The 20732-nt window shown below is 72.2% G+C and carries 14 protein-coding genes; 11 read left to right on the forward strand and 3 right to left on the reverse strand.

The features are described from left to right. Positions 1-84: 84 nt before the first annotated feature. Positions 85-3681, reverse strand: coding sequence for an ATP-binding protein (locus LV79_RS16185; RefSeq protein ID WP_425547593.1), 3597 nt, complete (start codon positions 3679-3681; stop codon positions 85-87). Positions 3682-3787: 106 nt separating this feature from the next. Continuing rightward, a complete protein-coding gene (locus tag LV79_RS16190; RefSeq protein ID WP_253837432.1) occupies positions 3788-5512 on the reverse strand; it encodes a BTAD domain-containing putative transcriptional regulator in 1725 nt (574 codons plus the stop codon). Positions 5513-5741: 229 nt separating this feature from the next. Between LV79_RS16190 and LV79_RS16195 the strand changes: the two genes are divergently transcribed. The 6 genes from LV79_RS16195 to LV79_RS16220 all read left to right on the forward strand — a co-directional run bounded on the left by LV79_RS16195 (position 5742) and on the right by LV79_RS16220 (position 11286). After that, on the forward strand, positions 5742-6110 hold the full coding sequence (locus LV79_RS16195; RefSeq protein ID WP_253837434.1) for a hypothetical protein: 369 nt from the start codon (positions 5742-5744) through the stop codon (positions 6108-6110). An 84-nt stretch (positions 6111-6194) separates the two neighbouring features. Next, positions 6195-6818: a helix-turn-helix transcriptional regulator gene (locus LV79_RS16200; RefSeq protein WP_253837436.1), complete on the forward strand. Its 624-nt coding sequence runs from the start codon at positions 6195-6197 to the stop codon at positions 6816-6818. A gap of 144 nt (positions 6819-6962) precedes the next feature. Further along, entirely contained in the window at positions 6963-8216 is a 1254-nt protein-coding gene (locus tag LV79_RS16205; protein WP_253837438.1) for an extracellular solute-binding protein, read from the forward strand. Between the two features lie 53 nt (positions 8217-8269). Next, positions 8270-9085, forward strand: a complete 816-nt coding sequence (locus LV79_RS16210) for a carbohydrate ABC transporter permease (protein ID WP_253838528.1) — start codon at positions 8270-8272, stop codon at positions 9083-9085. Beyond that, a complete protein-coding gene (locus tag LV79_RS16215; RefSeq protein ID WP_253837440.1) occupies positions 9082-9903 on the forward strand; it encodes a carbohydrate ABC transporter permease in 822 nt (273 codons plus the stop codon). Before LV79_RS16210 ends, LV79_RS16215 begins: the two co-directional genes overlap by 4 nt. A gap of 6 nt (positions 9904-9909) precedes the next feature. Then, complete coding sequence (locus LV79_RS16220) at positions 9910-11286, forward strand: GH1 family beta-glucosidase (protein ID WP_253837448.1); 1377 nt, start codon at positions 9910-9912, stop codon at positions 11284-11286. Between the two features lie 5 nt (positions 11287-11291). Here the strand turns inward: LV79_RS16220 and LV79_RS16225 are convergent, their stop codons facing one another. Continuing rightward, positions 11292-12560, reverse strand: coding sequence for a COG1470 family protein (locus LV79_RS16225; RefSeq protein ID WP_253837450.1), 1269 nt, complete (start codon positions 12558-12560; stop codon positions 11292-11294). A gap of 151 nt (positions 12561-12711) precedes the next feature. Between LV79_RS16225 and LV79_RS16230 the strand changes: the two genes are divergently transcribed. The 5 genes from LV79_RS16230 to LV79_RS16250 all read left to right on the forward strand — a co-directional run bounded on the left by LV79_RS16230 (position 12712) and on the right by LV79_RS16250 (position 20685). Continuing rightward, positions 12712-13335 (forward strand): helix-turn-helix transcriptional regulator, encoded by a 624-nt coding sequence (locus LV79_RS16230; RefSeq protein WP_253837452.1) that lies wholly within the window; start codon positions 12712-12714, stop codon positions 13333-13335. A 123-nt stretch (positions 13336-13458) separates the two neighbouring features. After that, the gene (locus LV79_RS16235) at positions 13459-16449 is read left to right on the forward strand and encodes a hypothetical protein (protein WP_253837454.1); all 2991 of its coding nucleotides are present in this window, start codon (positions 13459-13461) and stop codon (positions 16447-16449) included. Positions 16450-16462: 13 nt separating this feature from the next. After that, entirely contained in the window at positions 16463-17143 is a 681-nt protein-coding gene (locus LV79_RS16240) for a Pvc16 family protein (protein WP_253837456.1), read from the forward strand. After that, positions 17140-19065 (forward strand): ATP-binding protein, encoded by a 1926-nt coding sequence (locus tag LV79_RS16245; RefSeq protein ID WP_253837458.1) that lies wholly within the window; start codon positions 17140-17142, stop codon positions 19063-19065. Before LV79_RS16240 ends, LV79_RS16245 begins: the two co-directional genes overlap by 4 nt. A gap of 18 nt (positions 19066-19083) precedes the next feature. Next, complete coding sequence (locus tag LV79_RS16250) at positions 19084-20685, forward strand: eCIS core domain-containing protein (RefSeq protein ID WP_253837466.1); 1602 nt, start codon at positions 19084-19086, stop codon at positions 20683-20685. Positions 20686-20732 lie beyond the last annotated feature (47 nt).

A 20732-nucleotide genomic window follows, 5' to 3' on the forward strand; every position in this document is an offset into this window, starting at 1 on the left:
CGCACACCTGCCAACAGGTGACGCGACCGCGGGCGAACGCGTCCCGCGATGCGGTTCGACACCTGTTTCGATCGTCGAGCCTGTTCAGGAGTGCGGCAGGTGGGCGGTGATGGCGGATCGGGAGGTGGAGCCGAGCTTGGTGAGGATCGTGGCCACGTGGGACTGGATCGTGCGGCGGGGCAGCGAAAGGGCCGCGCCGATGTCCGGATTGGACATACCGTGGGCGACGAGGTCAGCGATGTGCCGTTCAAACGGGGACAGGGCTTGGGGACCGGTGGCAAGCGGGGTGGTCCTGGGGTGACCCAGGGCGTGCATGCGGGTGTCCAGGCGGTGGAGGTCCCAGTGGGATGAGGTCGCGGTGAACAGGGCGGTGGCTTCGGCGCGGGTGGCCTTGGCCGAAGGAGAGCCGATCTGGGCCAACGCGATCGTGGCGTCGGCGAGAGCGGCGGCCTGTTCTACCGGGCGGCCAACGGTGCGGTAGTGGGTAGCGGCGGACAAGGCTGGGCCCGGGTCGCCGGTGTAGAGGGTCTGGCAATGGGAAAGGGCCGCTGCGGCGCGAGCCGGCGTGACCTCGTTGGCGGCTTCCTCGGTGCACACCCGCATCGCGGCTTCGGCGATTGTCGGGGCGCCCGCGTCCATGGCAAGCCGGACAACGTGGGGCAGCCATTGGTGGCGCAGCATCAGCCGGGCGTAGTCGGGGCGCAGCACCGGTTCCAACAAGCGCAGAGCCTCAGCGAGGTCTCCGCGTTGTTCGGCAGCCAACGCGGTGGCAGCGAGGTAGAAATCGCAGCTTTCCCGTTCGGAGTCAGTGCTCGGGAGGTGGGCCTTGGCAGCGTCAAGGTGAGCCGCGGCCTGGGACTGATCGTCACGGCGAGCAGCGATAAGGGCAGCGACGCCATGCAGGAGCAGCGCCGCGGAACCAGGTTCGCGCATCCCGTAGAACGTGATCGCCGGGCCGTCCTCGGTGACGGTCTCGAGTTCCGCGAGCGCCTCGTCCCAGCGGCCCGTCCAGTAGTGGTGTACCGCGGCCGACACCTGCATCCCGGCGGGGAGGCTGTGTCGGGCGGCGACGGACCGCGCGGTGCGCAACGACTCCTCGGCCTCGCCGAGCCGGTCCAGGTTCTGCAGGGTGAACATCCGGTTGTCCAGCAGGTCGAACCGCAGTTCCGCGTGCGCCCCCACCTCGGCGATCGCCCGGTCGACCCACGCCAGAGCCCGCTGGTGGTCGCGGCGGATGGAGTGCACCAGCCAGAGGGTCTGCGCGGCGTGCGCCCTCGGGTACGCCGCCACCGCCTCGTCGTGGGCCGCCAGCGCCGATCGCTCTGTGGCAGCGAGATCAGCGAGGTCACCGCGGCGGAAGTTGGCCAGCAGCGACTGGTGCCGCACCCGCCACAGCTCCGGGACGTCCGCGACCGCCAACGCAGCGCCCAGCCGGGTGATCGCCTCCGCGCTCGACCCCGCCCGGTGGCAGGCCGCAGCGAGCAAGTGGCGCATCTCAGCGGCCTGCGCCGGGTCACGACCGGCAACCAGGGCAGCGGTAGCGGCGCGGGACGGGTCCCGACCGAGCCGGAACTGGGCACGGGCAAGGGCAGCGTCCAACTCCGGGGCGACCGCGCCGGTGTTCACAACCTGCTCCAACACGGCGACAGCGACCAGCGGCGCGCGGTTGGCGATGGTGGCGTGGTGTTCGACGAGCCAGCCCGTCACCCATGGATCCGCCGGAACCTGTCCCGCCGCCAATTGCTCGGCGACCCGCTCGTCCGAAGCCCCGACCCTGGTCAACGCCTCGGCGGCGGATCGGTGCGCGCCGGTCCGCTCCCCCACAGACATGCTCTCGTACACCGCCTGCCGCAGCAGCGAATGCCGGAACGCGAGCCGGTCCCCCGCCTCCACGACGACCGATGCCGCCACCGCCTCGGACAGCCGCCCAACGAGGTCAGCGGCCGTCAGCCCAGCCACCTCGGCCAGGTCGTCGACGCCGAACTCGGCCCCCAGCACCGCGGCCGACCGCAACACCGCGCGGGTGTCCGGGGACAGCAACTCCACTGTCTGGTGCACCGCCGACAGCAACGACCGGGGAGCGAGCGCAACGGTGCTCGGCTCGACCTCGGCGACCCCGCTCGTCACCTCCACCGCGCCGGTTCGGGTCAGCGCGTGCGCCATTTCCCGCAGGTAGAGCGGATTGCCCGCGGCGCGCTCGGCCATCGTGCGCAGCCGGGGTCCGAGTCCCGCGCCGACCAACCCGCCGAGCAGCGACTCCGCGTCGACCGTCGGCAGCGGGCCCAGGGTGAGCACGTGTCCGCCCCTGCCCAGGACGCCACGCTTGGCCCGGCCGACCTCGGCGTTGCCCGGCGCGGGTCGGGTCGCGGCGACGAGCAGCAGTGGGAGCTGGCGGGTCGCGGCGGTGAGTCGGTGCCAGACCAGCACGCTGGCCGGGTCAGCGCGGTGCAGGTCATCGACCACCAGCACCAGGGGCGCCGCCGCACAGATCCGGTCGACGAGGTCGAGCAGCCGGTCGACCGCCGCCGGGGTCGGGTCGGCGGGCCCCCAACCGTGGTGGTCGGGCTCGCGGGTGAGCTGGGCGGCGAGGTCGGCGCGGCGCGGGTCCGGGGAGTCACCGTCCACGGCGAGGCACCGCATGATCACCTGCAACGGCGCGTGCTGGTCAGCGGGCGCGGCCCAGGCGAGCTGGCACCCCCGCTCGGCGGCATCGGACAAGGCTGCGGCCAGCAAGGCGGACTTCCCCAGCCCTGGCTCGCCTTCCACCCACACCGTGTTGCCGCGCCCGGCCGCCGCCTCGGCGACCAAGTCCCGCAGCGTGGCCACCTCGGTGGAGCGCCCCAGGAGTTCGGACCGCGTCACCGTCGCGGGCAGGACCACCAGCCGGTCAGGCGCGCGGTCGGCTGGGTGGTGCAGCGTCGGGTCTCGCAGGACGATCCGCTCACGCAGGTCGCGCAGTGCGGGCCCGGGTTCGATGCCAAGTTCCTCGGCGAGCACCCGACTGGCCTCGTCGTAGACGGCCAAAGCCTCGGTGCGCCTACCCGCCCGGTGCAGGGCGAGCATCAGGTGCTCGCGCAGCCACTCGTGCCGGGGATCGCGGGCGACCAGCTCGGTCAGCTCGGCGACGGCCTCGGCGTGCGCGCCGAGTTCCATGACCGCGCGGACCCGGAGGTGCAGCGCGCGGGCCCGGGACTCGGTCAGCCGGTGCCGTTCCAGCGAAGCGGACGGTCCGGGGACTCCGGCGTAGGCGTCACCGTGCCAGAGGGTAAGTGCGTCGTCGAGGCGCAGTCGGGCCCCGCGCCAGTCGCCGTCCTCGCTTTGCCGGGCGGCAGCGGACCGGGCCAGGTCGAAGGCGGTCGCGTCCACCGCGGTCGGGTCCAAGCGCAGCCGGTACCCGGCGGTGGTCGACTCCAACAGGGTTCGCGCCGGACCCAGAGCGCGGCGCAGACCTGACACGTAGGTGTGCAGGCTGCCGCGAGCGCTGGCCGGTGGGTGCTCGCCCCACACCCCGTCGACCAGGTCGGCGGCAGGCACAGCGACCCCGGCCCTCGCGGCGAGCATGCCGAGCACCGCGCGTTGTCTGGCCGGGCCGAGCGCGATCTCCGTGTCGCCGCGCCAGGCCCGCATCGGCCCGAGGACGCGCACCCGGACCGGTTCCGCCGCTGTCGGGACATCTCGCACCTGATCCACCCTCCCCTCACGGCTGGGGGCGGCACGAGGTTCACCACCGATTCGTCCCCGGTTCACCTGTGGCTGGTTGGCCAGACCAAGCTACTCGGTTTCCGCGTCAGTTCGGCGGTGGTGGATCACCCACCAGGAGTAGTCCGACGAGCGCGGCGGTGAACGCGGTCCGGGCGGGGGCGGACAGGCTGTCTTGATCGACGGCGTGCCGCAGGAGCCGTACGGCGAGATCGGGGGTGAGCGCGTCGACGTTGTCCGCCAACCAGTCCGACGCCCAGCCGTGCATGGGGGCGGCCCCGTCGAGCAGGTGGGTGGCGACCAGGTCGGCGGGTGCCGCGGCAGCAGCGAGATCCTTCGCCAGCTCGCGGTGCAGCACGACCCGAACGGCGCGCGGCAGGCCTTCCACCAGGACTCGCTGGACCGAGCGCTGGGCGAAGCGCACGTGATCACCCGACGCGCGCAGCACATCAGCGGCCAAAGCGTCGGCGAGCCACTCCACACCAGGCGCGGTCGCCAGGACCTCGGCGCGCGTGGGACCGACGCCCAACAGCGCCACCCGCCGCAGTCGCTCGACCAAGGCCCCGGGCAGCGACCCGATCTTGGCCTTCGCGACCTGCTCTACGTTCCCAGCTGCTGCCACGAGCGCGGCCGCGAAACCGGGGCTGCCACCGGATTCCCGCGCCACGGCCTCGCTCATCGTCGCGATGTCAGCGTCCGCGAGCGGTCCCAAGGTGATCACCCTGGTGGCATGCTCCCGCAGTACGGCCAGGTCAGCCCGAGGCCGGGTCGCCACAACCAGCGGAACCCCCTCCGCCAGCCACCTCAGGCAACGACGGATGGCGTTCTCCCCAGCCCATTGCGCGTCGTCGACCACGACGAGGTCCGCGGGCGGCGCCTCGGCCACCTCACCCGTGCTCTCCGATACCGCGCACCAAGCGACAGAGGCGCCCTTGAGCACCTCCCTCAGCAGCGCGGACTTTCCCATGCCCGCGGCCCCTTCGACCCAGACCAGCCCAGCGGGCCTGGCCGTCGCCGCTCGCAACGCCGCCACTTCAGCCGTGCGGCCCACGTACCCGCTGTGGACGCGGGCGGGTTGGGTGCCGACGAGGAGCCGCTCATGCAGTGCCCGCAGGTCGTCCCCGGTTCGGCCGCCCTCGTGGAACACCTCGATGGCCCGCGCCGGACGCCCGCTGGCGGCTAACGCGGTCATCAGCACCAACCGCAGGCTTTCCCGCTCGGGGTACCGCGTGGTGAGCACAGTCAGTTCCGCTGCCGCATCCCCAGCCCGGTCCGCGTCGACGAGCAGCCGTGCGCGCTGCTCCGCCAGGGCCAGCCTGGTCTCGGTGAGCCGGGTCCGCTGCCCTTCGGCGAACGGGCCGGGTACGCCCGACAGCGGCTCACCGCGCCACAGGGCCAGAGCCTCGTCCACGACGGCAAGGTCGGCGCTCGCCGTGCGGGCCCTCGCGCAGAGGCGGTCGAGCACGCGCACGTCGACGTCGTCGTCAGTCAGGTCCAGGACGTACCCGGACTCCGTGGTGCGCAGCAGGTGCCCCGACGTCCACCGGACACGATCGGGTTCGAAGACCCGCCGCAGGTCACCGATGTAGGTCTGGATGATCCGTGCGGCGCTGGCCGGTGGCCGCTCCCACAGCCCGTCGACCAGCCGCGTCCGGGTGACCACCTGACCCGCGCCCATGGCCAGGATGGCGAACACCGCCTGCCTGCCCGCCGAGCCCAGCGGGAGCGCGACACCGCCGCGGCGCGCCTCGACCGGTCCGAGCAGCCCGGCCCACAGCGTCCCGACCCCGCGCACACCCTCCGCCCTCAGCACCCGGTCTCCCAGCACTCCCACCACCGGCCACCGCGACCGGTCCCGTCACTCCTGTGGGCGTCATCACCCTGGGCGACGACCCTGTCACCACGACGGTAGGGCGGTGTCCCGCGCGCTCGCAACCTGGTCTCGGCGGGCACACCAGCCGGTGTGACCGGGCAGAGGCGGGGGCACATGCTTCCGCCGACGCCCCGGGCCGTGGTGCGCTGGGCCGGTCAGCGGAGGTGAGATGGACATCTGGTCCGGGGACGAGAGCGGGCTCGACGGCGGCGACACCGGCGCCGAGGGGTTCGCCGGTGAGCTGTTCCTCAAGCTCGCCGACGCGGGCTGGCTGGTGGTGGAACCCGAGGTGGGGCTGCGGGTGATCACCCAGCTGCAGCAGACGCTCGACGCCGTGCGCGACCGGGTGCGGCTGGCCGAGGTGTCGCGGCGGTTGCGCGACACCGCCGGTGACGACCTGGCGCCCGAGGTCGACCAGGCGGTGGTCGACTCGGTGTTCGCCGAGCAGATCACCGCGGGCCGGTGGGAGCAGGCGCTGGTCGAGCTGCCGAAGTACATCGAGGCGTTCCGCCGCGCGGCCGGGCTGCCGGAGCCGTAGCCGCGGGTCGGCGGGACGTGAAGGATTCGTTGAGTCAGGCCCGACAGGCTGGTGGCACAGGAGTTGTCGGGGAGGGGAAACGCGATGGCGCGAGTCCACGTCGTGGCCAGGTCGGCGGACCCGCTGACCTTGGCGGGGTTGACCAGTCAGTTGGCGGCGCAGCCGAGGGTGCAGGTGAGCACGGGCCACCACACGGCCGAGACCGAGGTGCTCGTCGTCGGCGCGGACCGGCTGACACCGGAGCTGGTGGCCGAGCTGCGCGCGGCGGCCGCCGAGTTCGACACCCCCGTGGTGCTCGTCGCCGACGGGGTCACCGAGGCGGACCTGCTGGCGGCGGTCGAGTGCCGGGTGGTCGCGGTGCTGCCGCGGGCGTCGGCGACCGGGAGCAGGCTGGCGCACGCGGTGCTCGCCGCGGCCGACGGCGGCGGGGTGCTGGGGCCGGACCTGGTCGGGGGCCTGCTCAAGCACCTCGACCGGGTGCAGCGGGAGCTGCTGGCCCCGCGCGGGCTGACCGCGTCCGGGCTCACCACCCGGGAGATCGACGTGCTGCGGCTGATGGCCGACGGGCACGACACCGCCGAGATCGGGATCCGGCTCAGCTACTCGGAGCGGATGATCAAGAACGTCATCCACGGCCTCACCCGGCGGCTGAACCTGCGCAACCGGTCGCACGCGGTGGCCTTCGCCCTGCGCGCCGGGGTGATCTGAGCGCTCGCGGCGCTGCCCGATCGGGCAGTCCCGACCGGTGGGAACGGGCAACGGAGCCGTCGCGGCGCTGCGCCGGTCGGTCCGCCCCGCGCACCGTGGGTGCCGACAGCGCGAGGTCATCGCGCGGTCGGTGAGGAGGAACGGATGCGACGGGGACGGGTGCCGTGGTCGCTGCTGGCGGTCCTGCTGGTGGTGCTGGGCGGGTGTTCGGCGACCGCGCACGAGCGGGTGCGGATCACCGTGGCCACCTTCGGCGAGTTCGGCTACGAGCCGCTGTTCGCCGAGTACGAGCGGCTGAACCCGGGGGTCGACCTGGTCGGCCGGGTCACCGACTTCGACTCCCACCACAAGGGGCTGATCACCGCGCTCGCCGCCGGTCGGGGCGCCGCCGACGTGGTCGCAGTGGAGGAGCAGTACCTGCCCGCGCTGCGCCGCTCGCGCGACAAGCTGGTCGACCTGTCCCGCTTCGGTGCTCGGGACCTGCGCGACCAGTGGACGCCGTGGAAGTGGGAGCAGGGCGTGGTCGGCGACACCGTCCTCGGGCTCGGCACGGACATGGGCGGCCTGGCGATGTGCTACCGCACGGACCTCATGGCGCGCGCGGGGCTGCCGATCGACCGCGACGCCCTCGCCGCGCTGTGGCCGACCTGGCAGGCGTACGCGGAGGTCGCCGACCGGTTCAGCCAACGGGTGCCCGACGCCAGGTTCACCGACTCGGCGGGCACGGTCTACACCGCGATGCTCAACCAGGCCGAGGAGAACTACTTCCGCACCGCCGACGACGCGTTCATCGGCGACAGCAACCCGGCCGTGTCGCGGGCGTTCACCCTGGCCGGGGCGATCGGCGCCAAGCACCAGACCGCCACGCTCACCACCTTCACGCAGCCCTGGAACATCGGGATCAACCAGGGCGCGTTCGCCACGATGACCTGCCCGGCCTGGATGCTGGCGCAGATCAAGCAGGCCGGTGGACCCGGCGGGGCGGGCACCTGGGACGTGACGACCGTGCCGGGCGGCGCGGGCAACTGGGGCGGGTCGTACCTGGTGGTGCCCGCGCAGGGCGAGCACGTCGAAGCCGCCTACCAGGCCGCCAAGTGGCTGACCGCGCCCGCGCAGCAGAAACGGCTGTTCGAGACCGACAACATCCTGCCCAGCCAGCCCGGGGTGTACCGCGATCCGTCGGTGTTGGCGCGAACCGACCCGTACTTCCGCGACGCGCCGATCGGCCGGATCTACGCGGCGTCGTCGGACGCGGTGCGGCCCAACCACCGCGGGGTGCGCGACGCGGACGTCCGGCCGATCTTCGGGCGGGCGTTGGGCCGGGTGGAGGACGGCAAGCAGACGGTCGACCAGGCGTGGCGGCAGGCGGTCGACGAGGCGCACACGGTGTTGCGGTGAGGCGAGCGGTCACCCCGTACCTGCTCGTCGCACCGTTCTTCCTGGTGTTCGGCATGTTCGGGGTGTTCCCGCTGCTGCGCACGGCGTGGGTGTCGGTGCACCGGTGGCACCTGGTCGCCGGTCCCGAGGGGTTCGCCGGGCTCGCCAATTTCCGGGACCTGCTGCTGGACCCGTTGTTCTACAACGCGGTGGGCAACACGCTGAGCATCTTCCTGCTGGCGACCATCCCGCAACTGGGGCTGGCGCTGGGGATCGCGGCGCTGCTGGCGCGCCGCGGCGCCGGGTGGCAGGTGTTGGTGCTGGTACCCAACGTGGTGCCGGTGGTGGCCGTCGCGCTGGTGTTCGGCCAGCTCCTCGGCCGCGACTACGGCATGGTCAACTTCCTGCTCGGCCGGGTGGGGGTCGGCCCGGTCGCCTGGCAGGCCGACACCTGGGCGGCGCACCTGGGGGTCGCGACCATGGTGATGTGGCGGTGGACCGGCTACACCGCGCTGCTGTACCTGGCCGCGATGCGGGCCGTGCCGCGCGAGCTGCACGAGGCGGCCGAACTGGACGGAGCGGGCCGCTGGCAGCGGTTCCGCACGGTCACGCTGCCGGGGATCCGCCCGACGCTGCTGTTCACCGTCGTGGCTTCGGCGATCGGTGGCGTGCAGATGTTCACCGAACCCCAACTGTTCGACGGCTCGGGGCTGGCGGGCGCGGGTGGCAGCGACCGCCAGTTCCAGACCGTCGCGATGTACCTGTACGAGGTCGGGTTCGGCCGGTTCGACGCGGGGTACGCGGCGGCCATGACGTGGGTGCTGTTCCTGCTGTGCGCCGCGCTCACCGCGGCGGCGGTCGGTCTCGTGCGGCGCGTGGTGCGGCGATGACCGGCCGTTTCGGGCAGGTGCTCGCGTTGGCCGCGCTCGTGGTGTTCTCCCTGTTCCCGCTGTACTCGACGCTGGTCGTGGCCTCGCACGACAACGCGGACCTGGCCGCGGCGATCCCGCCGCTGCTGCCCGGTGGGCGGTTGCTCGACCACGTCGGCGAGGTGATCGAGCGGGTGGACCTCGGGCAGGCCATGGTGAACTCGGCGGTCATCGCGGGCACGGTCGCCGTCGCCAACGCGCTGGCGTGCACGGTGGCGGGGTTCGCGTTCGCCCGGCTGCGGTTCCGCGGCAGGGAAGCGCTGTTCGCCGTGGTGATCGCGTCGGCGATGGTGCCGACCCAGCTGGGGATCGTGCCGCTGTTCCTCGTGGTGGACGCGATGGGCTGGTACGACACCCTCGCGGCGGTGATCGTGCCGGGACTGGTCAGCGCGTTCGGCGTGTTCTGGATGCGCCAGGCCTGTCTGGAGGCGGTGTCGACCGAACTGGTGGACGCGTCGCGGGTCGACGGCTGTTCGCTGGCCCGGGTCTACTGGCACGTGGCGCTACCTGCCTTGCGCGGACCGGCCGCCGTGCTGGCGATGTTGTCCTTCGCGACCTCGTGGAACGACTTCAGTTGGCCGCTGGTCGCGCTCGACCCGAACGACACCCCCACCACGCAGGTCGTCCTGTCGGGGTTGGCGGGCGGCTACTACACGGACTACCCGCTGGTGCTGACCGGTGTGCTGGTCAGCATCGTGCCGGTGCTGCTGCTGTTCGTCCTGTTCGCCAGGAAGGTCGTCGCCGTCCTCGCGGGCGGCGCGGCCCAGACCGGGAGGTGATGTGCTGTGGTCGGGGATCAGGTCTTCCCGCCGGGGTTCCTGTGGGGTGCCGCGACAGCGGCGTACCAGATCGAGGGGGCGGTGGCCGACGACGGGCGTAGACCGTCCATCTGGGACGCTTTTGCCGCCGTGCCCGGTGCGGTTGAAGGTGGCGCGAGCGGGGCGACGGCGTGCGACCACTACCACCGGTACAGCGAGGACGTCGCGCTGCTCGGTGAACTCGGGCTCGGCGCGTACCGCTTCTCCACGGCTTGGCCGAGGGTCATGCCCGACGGACGAACCCCGAACGCCGCGGGGTTGGCCTTCTACGACCGGCTCGTCGATTCTCTGTTGGAGTACAGCATCACCCCCGTGCTCACCCTCTACCACTGGGATCTACCGCAAGCGCTGCAGGACCGTGGCGGGTGGCTGGAGCGGGACATCGCGTCCTGGTTCGCCGAGTACGCCACAACAGTCCACAACAGACTGGGTGACCGGGTCCAGCACTGGACGACGCTCAACGAACCGTTCTGCTCCGCGTTCCTCGGCTACGGCAATGGCGTGCACGCACCAGGTCTGCGTGACCCGCGCGGTGCCTTGCGCGCCGCCCACCACCACCTGCTCGCCCACGGCCACGCGGCCCGAGCCCTGCGTGCGAACGGCGCGACCAGCGTGTCGATCGCGTTGAACTTCTCCCCCGCCCTGCCCGACGGACCCGACGACCACGACGCGGTGCGCCGGTTCGACGCCGTGCACAACCGGTTCTTCCTCGATCCGGTGTTAGGCCACGGGTACCCGACCGACCTGCTCGACGACCTGGCACACCTCGACGGGCTCGAACCGGCGGTCCATGACGGCGACCTAGCTGTCATCGCCGAGCCGGTGGACTGGCTCGGCGTCAACTACTACGCGCCGACCAGGGTCACGTCGCTGGCGGACCCGACCGAGCCAAGCAATTGCCCACTCCCCGGTCTTCGCGGCATGTCCGTCCTTCCGCCGCGCGCGCCGTTGACGGTGACCGGCTGGGAGCAGCACCCTGACTCGCTGACCGACCTGTTGGTGCACCTCAGCAAACGGTGCGGGATCCCGCTGGTGGTCGCCGAGAACGGCGCGGCGTTCCCCGATGTCGTCGACCCGGACGGCCGCGTGCGGGACACGGACCGGGTCCGCTACTTCGCCGAGCACCTGCGGGCCGTGCACGCCGCGATCGAGGCGGGTGCCGATGTCCGGGGCTACCTGGCGTGGTCGCTGCTGGACAACTTCGAGTGGGCCTCCGGCTACGGCCCCCGGTTCGGGGTGGTGCACGTGGACTTCGCCAGCCAGCGGCGGACCATCAAGGACAGCGGCCGATTCCTGGCGCAGGTGGCCGCCCGCAACGCCGTGCCGGGCGGCCACCTGGGCTGAGGCTGCTACTGGAGGTCGGCGAGCTCGCCGCTGACGTTGAGCAGCTCGAAGCAGTTGCGGGCTTGCCGACCGGTCGCCGGGGTGCCGGGCTTGGCGCAGGTCACGTTGACCGTGACAGCGGCGCCCGCGGGGATGTCGATCGGGGTCACCCAGTGGTAGTCCTGGTTGCGGAAGGTCTCCAGGGCGATGGTGGTGACGGTGCGCTCACCGAAGACGATGGTCAGCACGCCCTCGTCGCCCTGGTGGTTGCCGACCAGGATGTCGGTGATCCGGAACACCTTGCCCTCTGGCACCACGTACGTGCCGGTGCCCAGGTCGCCGGTGTTGGTGCGGACCTCGATAGTGCTGGAACTCTGCGTACCGCCGCCCGCCGCGCCTTGGCCGTCACCGCCGGGTTCGCCGACCTCGTCACCGCTGCCCGGTTTCGGCGCGGTAGTGGTCGGCGGCGGGGGCGGGGGAACCGGTGTCTGGGCCTCGGTCTGCCCGGCTTTGGCGATCTCCTGCGCCCGGTCGTCGGCGGCCTCCCGCGCCGCGCTGCGCACCGCGGGCCGCACCAGCAGCAGCCAGGCCAGGATCAGCGCGAGCAGCAGGCCGAGCAGGGCCAGCAGCCACCGGGGGAACACCGGGAGCTGGATGAACTCGCCCCCGAGTTCGTGCTCGCGCGGTTCGGGTTCCTCGGCGGCACCGCTCAACCGGACCGGCCAGGTGACCGGTTTGCCGAACCACTGGATCTTGCCGACCCGTACCCGCACCGGGATCTCGGTCTGCTCCCCGGGCTCGACGACGGTCGGCGCGTCGGCGGTGGTGTAGCGGATCCGGTCGTCGACCTCGGCGGTGGCCAGCGCCAACGCGACCGGGGTGTTGCCGTCGTTGTGGGCGACCACCCGGTACCGCGCTGAACGCCACGCCCTACGCCGCTCCGGCACCAGTTCCAGGCGCTGCTCTGCGAACGGGGCGATGTCCACCACCGTCTCTGACACCGCTGCCGATTCGGGCCGTTCAACGGGCAGCACCCGCACGCCCAGCGGCGTCTCGCCCGCGCGGACCGAGGGCGAGCGCGGTGGTCGCATCCGGACCAGGACCGTCTCCGAGGTGCCCGGGTAGAGCGACAACCGGGCCGGTTCGACCTCGGTCCACGGCGCGCACTCACCCACCACCTGGAACCCGTAGGCCTCGACGATGTCGCTGTCGTTGCGCACCGTCAGCGCCGTGGTGGTCTCCTCGCCGGGGACGACCCGCACCGTGCGCCGCTCGAAGTCGGTCGATGTGCTCACCCCCGTGACGCTAACCAGGCCGCTTCGCCGGGCGTCAGGGGGAAAAGGGCACACGCCGGGCACCGCAAGTGCACAGCGCGGCCGCCGCGGCTGCCCGTTCCCGTTGTGGCGGCGCAGGATCGGGGCAGGCACCTGGCGTCAGGAGGAGAGCGTGAACAGAATCCCGGTAGCGGTGTACGCCGACGACCCATTCTTGCGCGGCGGCACCACCCACCTGCTGCGGTCGCGGCCCGAGGTCGAGCTGCTCGGTCCCGAGGACGAGGCCAAGGCCGCCGTGTCGTTGGTGGTCGTCGACGCCGTGGACGACGAGACGGCCCGGCTGCTGCGCGGCCTGCGCCGCGGTGGCGCGACCAGGACCGGTCTGGTGGTCGGCCGGTTCGACCAGAACTCGTTGCGCACCACCATCGACTGCGGTGTGGCCGCGGTGCTCCGGCGCGCCGAGGCCACGCAGGACCGGCTTGTCGGGGCGATCACGGCGATCGCCAGCGGTGAGGCGGTGCTGCCAGGGGACCTGCTGGAGACGCTGCTCGCGCACGTGGGCAGGCTGCAGCGCGGGGTGCTCGACCCGAACGCGCCCACACTGTCCACTTTGACCTCCCGGGAGTCCGACATCCTGCGGCTGGTCGCCGACGGGCTGGACACGGCCGAGATCGCGCTGAAGATGTCGTACTCGGAGCGGACGGTGAAGAACGTCCTGCACGAGGTCTCGACCCGGCTGAACCTGCGCAACCGCGCCCACGCGGTCGGTTACGTCATGCGCCACGGGCTGATCTGACTGGGCACCTGGGTCGGTCCCCGCGGGCACCGGGTGCGCCGTGATCCTGCCCCGGGAGACCTCGGCTTCTCCGCCGCGCCGGGTGACGATCACCGCGTGGCCCAACACCGCGAGAGGACCGCTGTGTCCAGAACGCTCGTCGTGCTCACCGTGCTGGCGTCGATGGGTGCGGCGGTGACCGCCGCCGCGCCCACGGTGGCGCAGGCCCAGCGCGACCCGGTGCCGACCAGGATCGCCTTCGCGGGCACCGGTCACCGCAGCGTCGGCGCCGTCGACAACCCGGTGCCCGACCGGCTGGACCCGACCCGTCCGCTGTTCGGCGCGGGCGCGGCGCACTACGACGACGACGTGTCGGCGCGCGGGGAACTGGTCGTGTTCACCAGCAGGCGCGATAGTCCCCGGCCGCAGGTCTACCTGGCCGAACCGGACGGAACGGTGCGCAGGCTGACGACCGAGCGGGACGCTGCCCGGCCGGTGTTGTCGCCCGACCTGCGCACCGTGGTGTTCGACTCGGTCGAGGGCGGGCAGCGCGATCTGTGGGCGGTCGGGGTGGATGGCACCGGCGAACGCAGGCTCACCCGGACACCACAGGACGAGACCTCGCCGACGTTCTCGCCGGACGGGGACGACATCGCGTTCGCCCGGTCAGGCCGGATCCTGGCGCTTCCGCTCGCTGGCGGTCCGACCCGCGTGCTGGTCAATGAGCCGAACGGGCAGGCCAGTCAGCCCTCGTGGAACCCGCGCGACGGGCGTCTCGCCTACACAGTCGACCTCGGCGCGGCGGGGACGCGGGTCAACATCCTCAGCGGCGGGGCCACGACTGGGACACCGTTGTTGAGCGGTGGTCAGGCCGGGTGGAGCGTCCAGTCCCCGGAGTGGAAACCGGACGGCGTCAACCTGTTGTTCCTGACCAAGGACCAGGACTGCACCTGCACGGCGGATCCGGCGGTGCTGAAGGTGTACTGCGTCGACACGAGCACGCTGCCCGCTCCGCAGCTGCCGGATCTCCTGCTGGCCGAGGACCGTGCGGTGTCCTCGCCGACGTGGCAGGTGATCGGCGGCGCCCAGCGGCTGCTGGTGGCCAGGACGAGCGCGCCCTCGGCGAACACCGCGACGCTGCAGGACATCCAGCCGGACGGGACTGATCCCCGTGACCTGGGCGTGCCGGTGCTGCGGGAAGACCCGGAGGCCGTCAACGACCCGAACCTGCTGTTCCACCCGCGCCCGCCGTATGACCCGTGGACGCAGCGGCAGTCCTACTCCCCCGACGGGCGGCGGATCGTGCTGAGCCGGTTCGAGGACGAGGCGGGCAGGCGGGTGCAGCGGCTGTGGCTGGTGGACGCCGACGGCGCGAACCCCCGCCGGGTGCCGGTGGCCGACCGGCAGCCCACCGACTGGGAGTTCGACCCCGCGTGGTCACCCGACGGCGAGTCGATCGTGTTCGCCCGACGCTCCCCCGGTGACGTGCGGCCCAACGGTGGGCCCAGCCGGGTCGTGGTCATCGACGCGGATTCCGGAGCTGTGCGCGGGCAGCTGCGGCCGCCGCCGGAGGTCGCCGACCAGGAGGACACGCAGCCCGCGTGGTCCCCGGACGGCCGGACGCTGTCGTTCACCCGGGGTCTGGTGACCGACGGACCGACCGGCGAGGTCCGCGACAACCACATCTGGACTGCCCGCGCGGACACCCTGGGTGGGCAACGCGACCTGAGCGCGGCGGTGTGCGGGTTCGACTGCGCGGTCACCGACGACAGCCCGGCGTTCAGCCCGGACAGCCGCGTGCTCGCGTTCAACCGGGAGAACGACGGCGTGCTGCTGGTGTCGCTGGCCGATGCCGACTGCCGCGTGGTCCTCCCGGCTGGCTCTCCGTCCTGCGCCACGCCGGTGAACAGCGCGACCGGTCCGTTCCAGCCGCGTGACGTCGCGTTCTCGGCTGAGGGCGATCGGCTGGTGCTGACCACTCGGCGTGAGGGTGACGCGCGCTCGCCTGAGGCGCTGGCGGTGCTCGACCTGGACACCGGTGAGCTGGCTCGGCTCGACTGGGACCTACCGGGGCGGCAGAAGGAGCCGACTTGGCAGCTGCCGGTCGACCTGGCTGTGCTGGCGCCGCCACGGATCACCGGCACCGTGGGTGAACCGGTGGAGGTGCCGGTCGATGTGGTGAACCACGGCCCGGCGGACACACCTTCGGCGACCGTCACGGGTTCGGTGCCGGAGGGGCTGCGGCTCGACGACCTGCGCGTACCCCGGGAGCGGTGCGACGTGGTTGAGCGCCGGTGCGAGTTCGGGGCGTTGCCTGCGGACACGACGGTCCGGGTCACGGCTGTGTTCACGCCGGTCGTGGTGGGTCGGTGGACGGTGCAGTGGTCGGTGACCGGGCCGATCTTGGACTCGACACCGGGCGACAACGCGTCGTCGACCGTGGTCGAGGTGGGGTCTCCTGAGCCACCGGCGCCACCCCCGCCGCCACCGCCTGCTGGGCCTGCGTTGAGTGTGACCGTCAACCCGAATCCTTCCTATGTGGACGGCCGGGCGACGGTGACCTACACCGCGCGCAATGGTGGGCCGAGTCTCGCGACCGGGCTGCGCTTGGACATCGTGTTGCCTGCGGGGATCCCGGTGTCGTCGCTCCCGTCCGGCTGCACCGCGACCGGGTGTGCGTTGCCTGACTTGTGGCCCGGTATGGCGGCGGTGGTGCAGGTGGTGCTGGCTCCGAAGGCGCCGGTGACGACTGAGGTGCGCGGGCTGCTGCGTACCACTGGCACAGACAACGACTTGGCCGACAACACCGCTGTCGCTCCGATGCGGGTGCTGTTGCCGAAGATCGTGGCGTTGCCTGACATCGGGGAGCCTCGTTTCGTCACCTCGGTGCGCGGGGTCGACTTCCCGCCTGGCGTGCCAGTGGCGCTGACTTGGACATCTGGCATCACCGCGGCGGCGGCGCCCACGCTGCCGGGTGCCGATGGTCGGTTCATCTCGCAGCTGCTGATCCTCGCCAAGGACCAGACGGGGCCGCGCACGATCACGGCGACCGGTGCCGGGTTCCGGCCCGCGACCACGCCGTTCCTGGTGGTGCCTGGGTCGATCAGCCCGCCGGACATGGTGGGGCGACGATGATGTGGGGGCGGCGATGATCCACGAGGTGGACGAGGCCTTGCGCGGGCTGCTCACCGAGGGCGGCGTGCCCGGCAGCGGCGGGGAGCTGGCGTTCGAGGCACCGACGACGGACTGGACCGCGCGGCGCACGGTGCCGACGGTCAACGTGTTCCTCTACGACATCCGCGAGGACCGGGCCCGGCGCAGCACCGGCACGACGGAGGAGCTCGACGCGGACGGCAAGGTCACCGGGTGGCGTGACCCGCCGCGCTGGTTCCGACTGTCGTACCTGGTGACGGCGTGGACGAACCGGCCCCAGGACGAACACCGGCTGCTGTCGCGGGCCTTGAGCTGCTTGGTGCGGCGGGAACGGGTCGAGGACCGGTGGCTCACCGGGACGCTTGCCGAACTCGGTCTGTCGGTGACCATGGAGGCCGCGGGCCCGGTGTCCCAGGGCAGCGCCGCCACCGACATCTGGTCCGCCCTCGGCGGCGAACTCAAACCCGCCATCGACGTCCTCATCATCGCCCCCCTCATCGGCGCCCACACCCCCGCAGGCCCCCCGGTAACCGAAGGCCTAGTCCTCCGCGGCGACCTAGCCCCCGACCCAGGCCACCACCTCCGCTACGAAACCCCCACCACCGCCGAAGGCGACGGCTTCGCCCCCACCCGCCCCCGCCCCACCCGCCGCAAACGCAGCAACCCCATCCGATGACCCCCGACGATCTGTTCGACGGGTTGGCGGAGTTGGAGGCTCGGGTTCGCAAGGCGATCGAGGAGCGGGCCGCCGATGATCCGGGGTTTGCTGATCCGCGGCGGGCGCTCTACGTGACGCAGGCGGATGCGCTCCGGGTGCTGGATGTGCCGGTTGAGCTGGAGCCCAGGGCGCAGGTGGGGCGTGGGCGGATGGCGGCCATGGCGGCTGGGTTCGGGCTCTCCGATGTCGACCTGGACCTGCTGCTGGTGGCGGTCGCGCCGGATATTGATGCGAGGTTTGAGCGGCTCTACGGGTATCTCAATGACGACATCACCCGGCGTAGGCCCACGGTGGGGTTGACGTTGCGGCTCTGCGGGTTGCCGCACGCTGGGCTGGGCCGGTTCCGGTTGGCACCGACGGCGCCGTTGGTTGCCGGCGGGCTGGTGGAGATCGGCGAAGCGAGTGCGCCCGCGCTGTCACGCACCCTGAGGGTGCCGGACCGGGTCGTCGCGCACCTCCTCGGAGCCGAAGACTCCACTTGGGCGCCCGAAATCTGCCCAGCTGACCCCGGCCCATTCGCCAAACGAGTCCGTGCGGCGACAGCGGCAGGACCGGTACACCTGCACGACACCACAGGAGAGGCCCACCAGCTCGCCATCGAAGCCCTGGGCACCGCGATAGCGGTCGACCCCGCCACGCTGACCGACGTCGTCCCGCTAGTGCGCGAGGCCCGACTCCGCAACGCAGGAATCGTCGTCGGACCACTCCACGAAGCGCCCGACGGCCTTGAGCACCTCCTCGCCACAGCCCACGAAGTCCCCCTGATCCTCCACAGCGCCCTGACCTGGGACGCGAGCTGGTCCCCCCGCACCGTCCTATCCATCCCCGTCCCCCACTCCCCCGGCAACCACCCCGACACCTGGTCGAACGCGATCACGAAGGCGACCGGAGCACCCGCCAATCCGGATATCATGGCCGCTGTCGGGGTCTACCGGGTCGGCGCCGCGCAGGTCGAACGGATCGTGTCGGTCGCCGCCAGGCACGCGGCGCTGGACGGTCTGCCGCTCAACGTCGAGCATGTCCGAGCCGGAGTGCGCGCGACCAACGGCTCCGGCCTGCGCAGACTGGCCCGCCGGATCATCCCGTCGGTCACCTGGGACGACCTGGTGCTCCCGGACACCACCCTGGCGCAGCTCACCGAACTGGCCCAGCGGGCACGGCTGCGCGACCGCGTCCTCGGCGAGTGGCGGATGCGCCCCGGCGGCGGCCGAGGGCACGGCGTCGTGGCCCTGTTCGCGGGCGAGTCCGGGACCGGCAAGACGATGTCGGCCGAGGTCGTCGCCGCGGCCATCGGGATGGACCTGTACGTGGTCAACCTGGCTACCGTGGTCGACAAGTACCTCGGGGAGACCGAGAAGAACCTGGAGCGGATCTTCACCGAGGCCGAACGGGTCCAGGGCGTGCTGCTGTTCGACGAGGCCGACGCGGTGTTCGGCAAGCGGTCGAAGATCTCCGACGCCCGCGACCGGTACGCCAACCTGGAGTCGGCCTACCTGCTGTCCCGCCTGGAGTCCTTCGGCGGCGTCGCCGTGCTCACCACCAACCTTCGGTCCAATGTGGACGACGCGTTCACCAGGCGGCTCGACGTGATCGCCGAGTTCGCGCTCCCCGACGCCATGCAACGCGCCGCACTGTGGGACCGCTGCCTCGGCACCGCGATGCCCAGATCCGACGACCTGGACATCGCGAGGTGCGCACAGAGTTTCGAACTGGCGGGCGGCTCGATCCGGGCCTGCGCGATCAGCGCCGCATACGCCGCGGCCGCCGAGGACCGCCCGGTGGCGATGGCCGATCTCGTCGCGGCGGTGCGCCAGGAGTACCGCAAGCTCGGCAGGCTCGTCGACGACGCCGAGCTCACCCCGTCCGCGCTATCCGCCTGACCGGCAGAGGAGGCACCCATGCACGAACACGAGCAGGACCGGCCCGAGCGGCGGACGGCACCGCACCGCGCGGCTCAACCCGAAGATCAGGGACCCGCGACGAGGACCGTGCACGACCTGCAGCGGTCCCTGGGCAACGCGGCCGTGGCGCGACTGCTCTCCGGCGAGGAGCAGGATGAGACGACCGAACCGTCCGGGGTGCACGACGTGTTGACCGGCGCGGGCCGCCCTCTCGACGCCGGGAAGCGCGCGGACATGGAATCGCGGCTGGGCGCGGACTTCTCCACCGTACGCGTGCACAACGACACCGCGGCAGCTCGTTCGGCTGACGAGATCGGGGCCCGCGCCTACACCTCCGGCGAACACGTCGTCCTGGGGCGAGGTGGCTCGGACGACCACACCCTCGCGCACGAACTCTGGCACGTGGTGCAGCAGCGCGAAGGTCCGGTCTCGGCGACCGACCACGGCAACGGCGTTGCCCTCAGCGACCCCGGCGACCGGTTCGAACGGGCAGCCGAGGACGTCGCCACCCGCGCGATGAGCGGCCCCGCGCCCGAAACCGACCACAGTGGACACAGTCACGAGCACACCACGCCCGCAAGCGGACAGCCCGCCGTGCAGCGAAGTCCGCGCGACTGGCGCAACTCCGACGACGTCCGCGCCGCGCTCGCCGCCGAACCCGGCAGCATGGGCCTGCGGCGCTCGTTCTGGCCCGCGATCGGCGAGGCCGTCCGGGCCTACATCTCCATCCAGGACAACGACCAGCTCGACCAGCGCCGCGACACCCTCAACACCCTGGAGGAGGCGATCCAGGCCTGGGAGGAGAACCAGCGCGGCACCGTCACCCTCAACATCGTCCAAGCCCGCGCCAAACGTGCCACCGTCGCCGCGCTAGTCCAGCTGATCGCCACCGAACGCCGCGAGATCCGCACCGCGACCGCGCCGCCACAAGCATCAGCGTCGACCCCGATGGCCATGCCGGGCGCCAGCGCGGCGCGGCCGATGGCGATGGGCGGCCCGTCACGCGGCCGGGCACGCGAGGAGTCCGACGACAGCAGCCCCGAGGGCCGCATCGACATGGCCGGACTGCGGGACCGGTTCGCCTCCACCGCGAACCTACCTCCGGGCATCGACATCCACGCGCACCTGACCAGGGGCCGCAACATCCCCGCCATCCACGACCAAGGTCTGATGCCCGGGGCGTCGCGCGGCATCGGCCTGCCCGACACCGACCGGGAACCCGACACCAGCTACACCTACCTGCTCTCCGGTTCCCCGCCCGCCGCGCGGTTCGTGTCGCAGGAGGCCGGTGGCCGCACGGTCGGCGTGGTCAGCTCGAATGTCGACTTCGGACCCGACACCAACTACTCGGGCGGCTCCTACATGCACCACGGCGGCGTCCCACCGGTGCGCGACAACAGCAACCAGCCGGGCGACGGGCCGTTCTCGTTCACCCTGCCCGCGACGCCGCGAACCCGGCAGGGACTGCGGGACTTCGTCAACGGCCACCTGCCCGCCGGGCAACACCAGCTGACCGAGGCGGAGGCGATGGAGCGGGTCCTGGCCGCCCTGTGGCGCACGTTCGGCATCCGCGCCGCGGGCGACCTCTCGCGCGGCTGACCGGTAGGGCAACGGGGGTGCCCCCGCCGAGAGTCGAGCGGACCTGC

Origin of the sequence: Actinokineospora globicatena (assembly GCF_024171945.1) — a bacterium.
In the GTDB taxonomy this organism is placed as follows: Bacteria; Actinomycetota; Actinomycetes; order Mycobacteriales; family Pseudonocardiaceae; genus Actinokineospora; species Actinokineospora globicatena.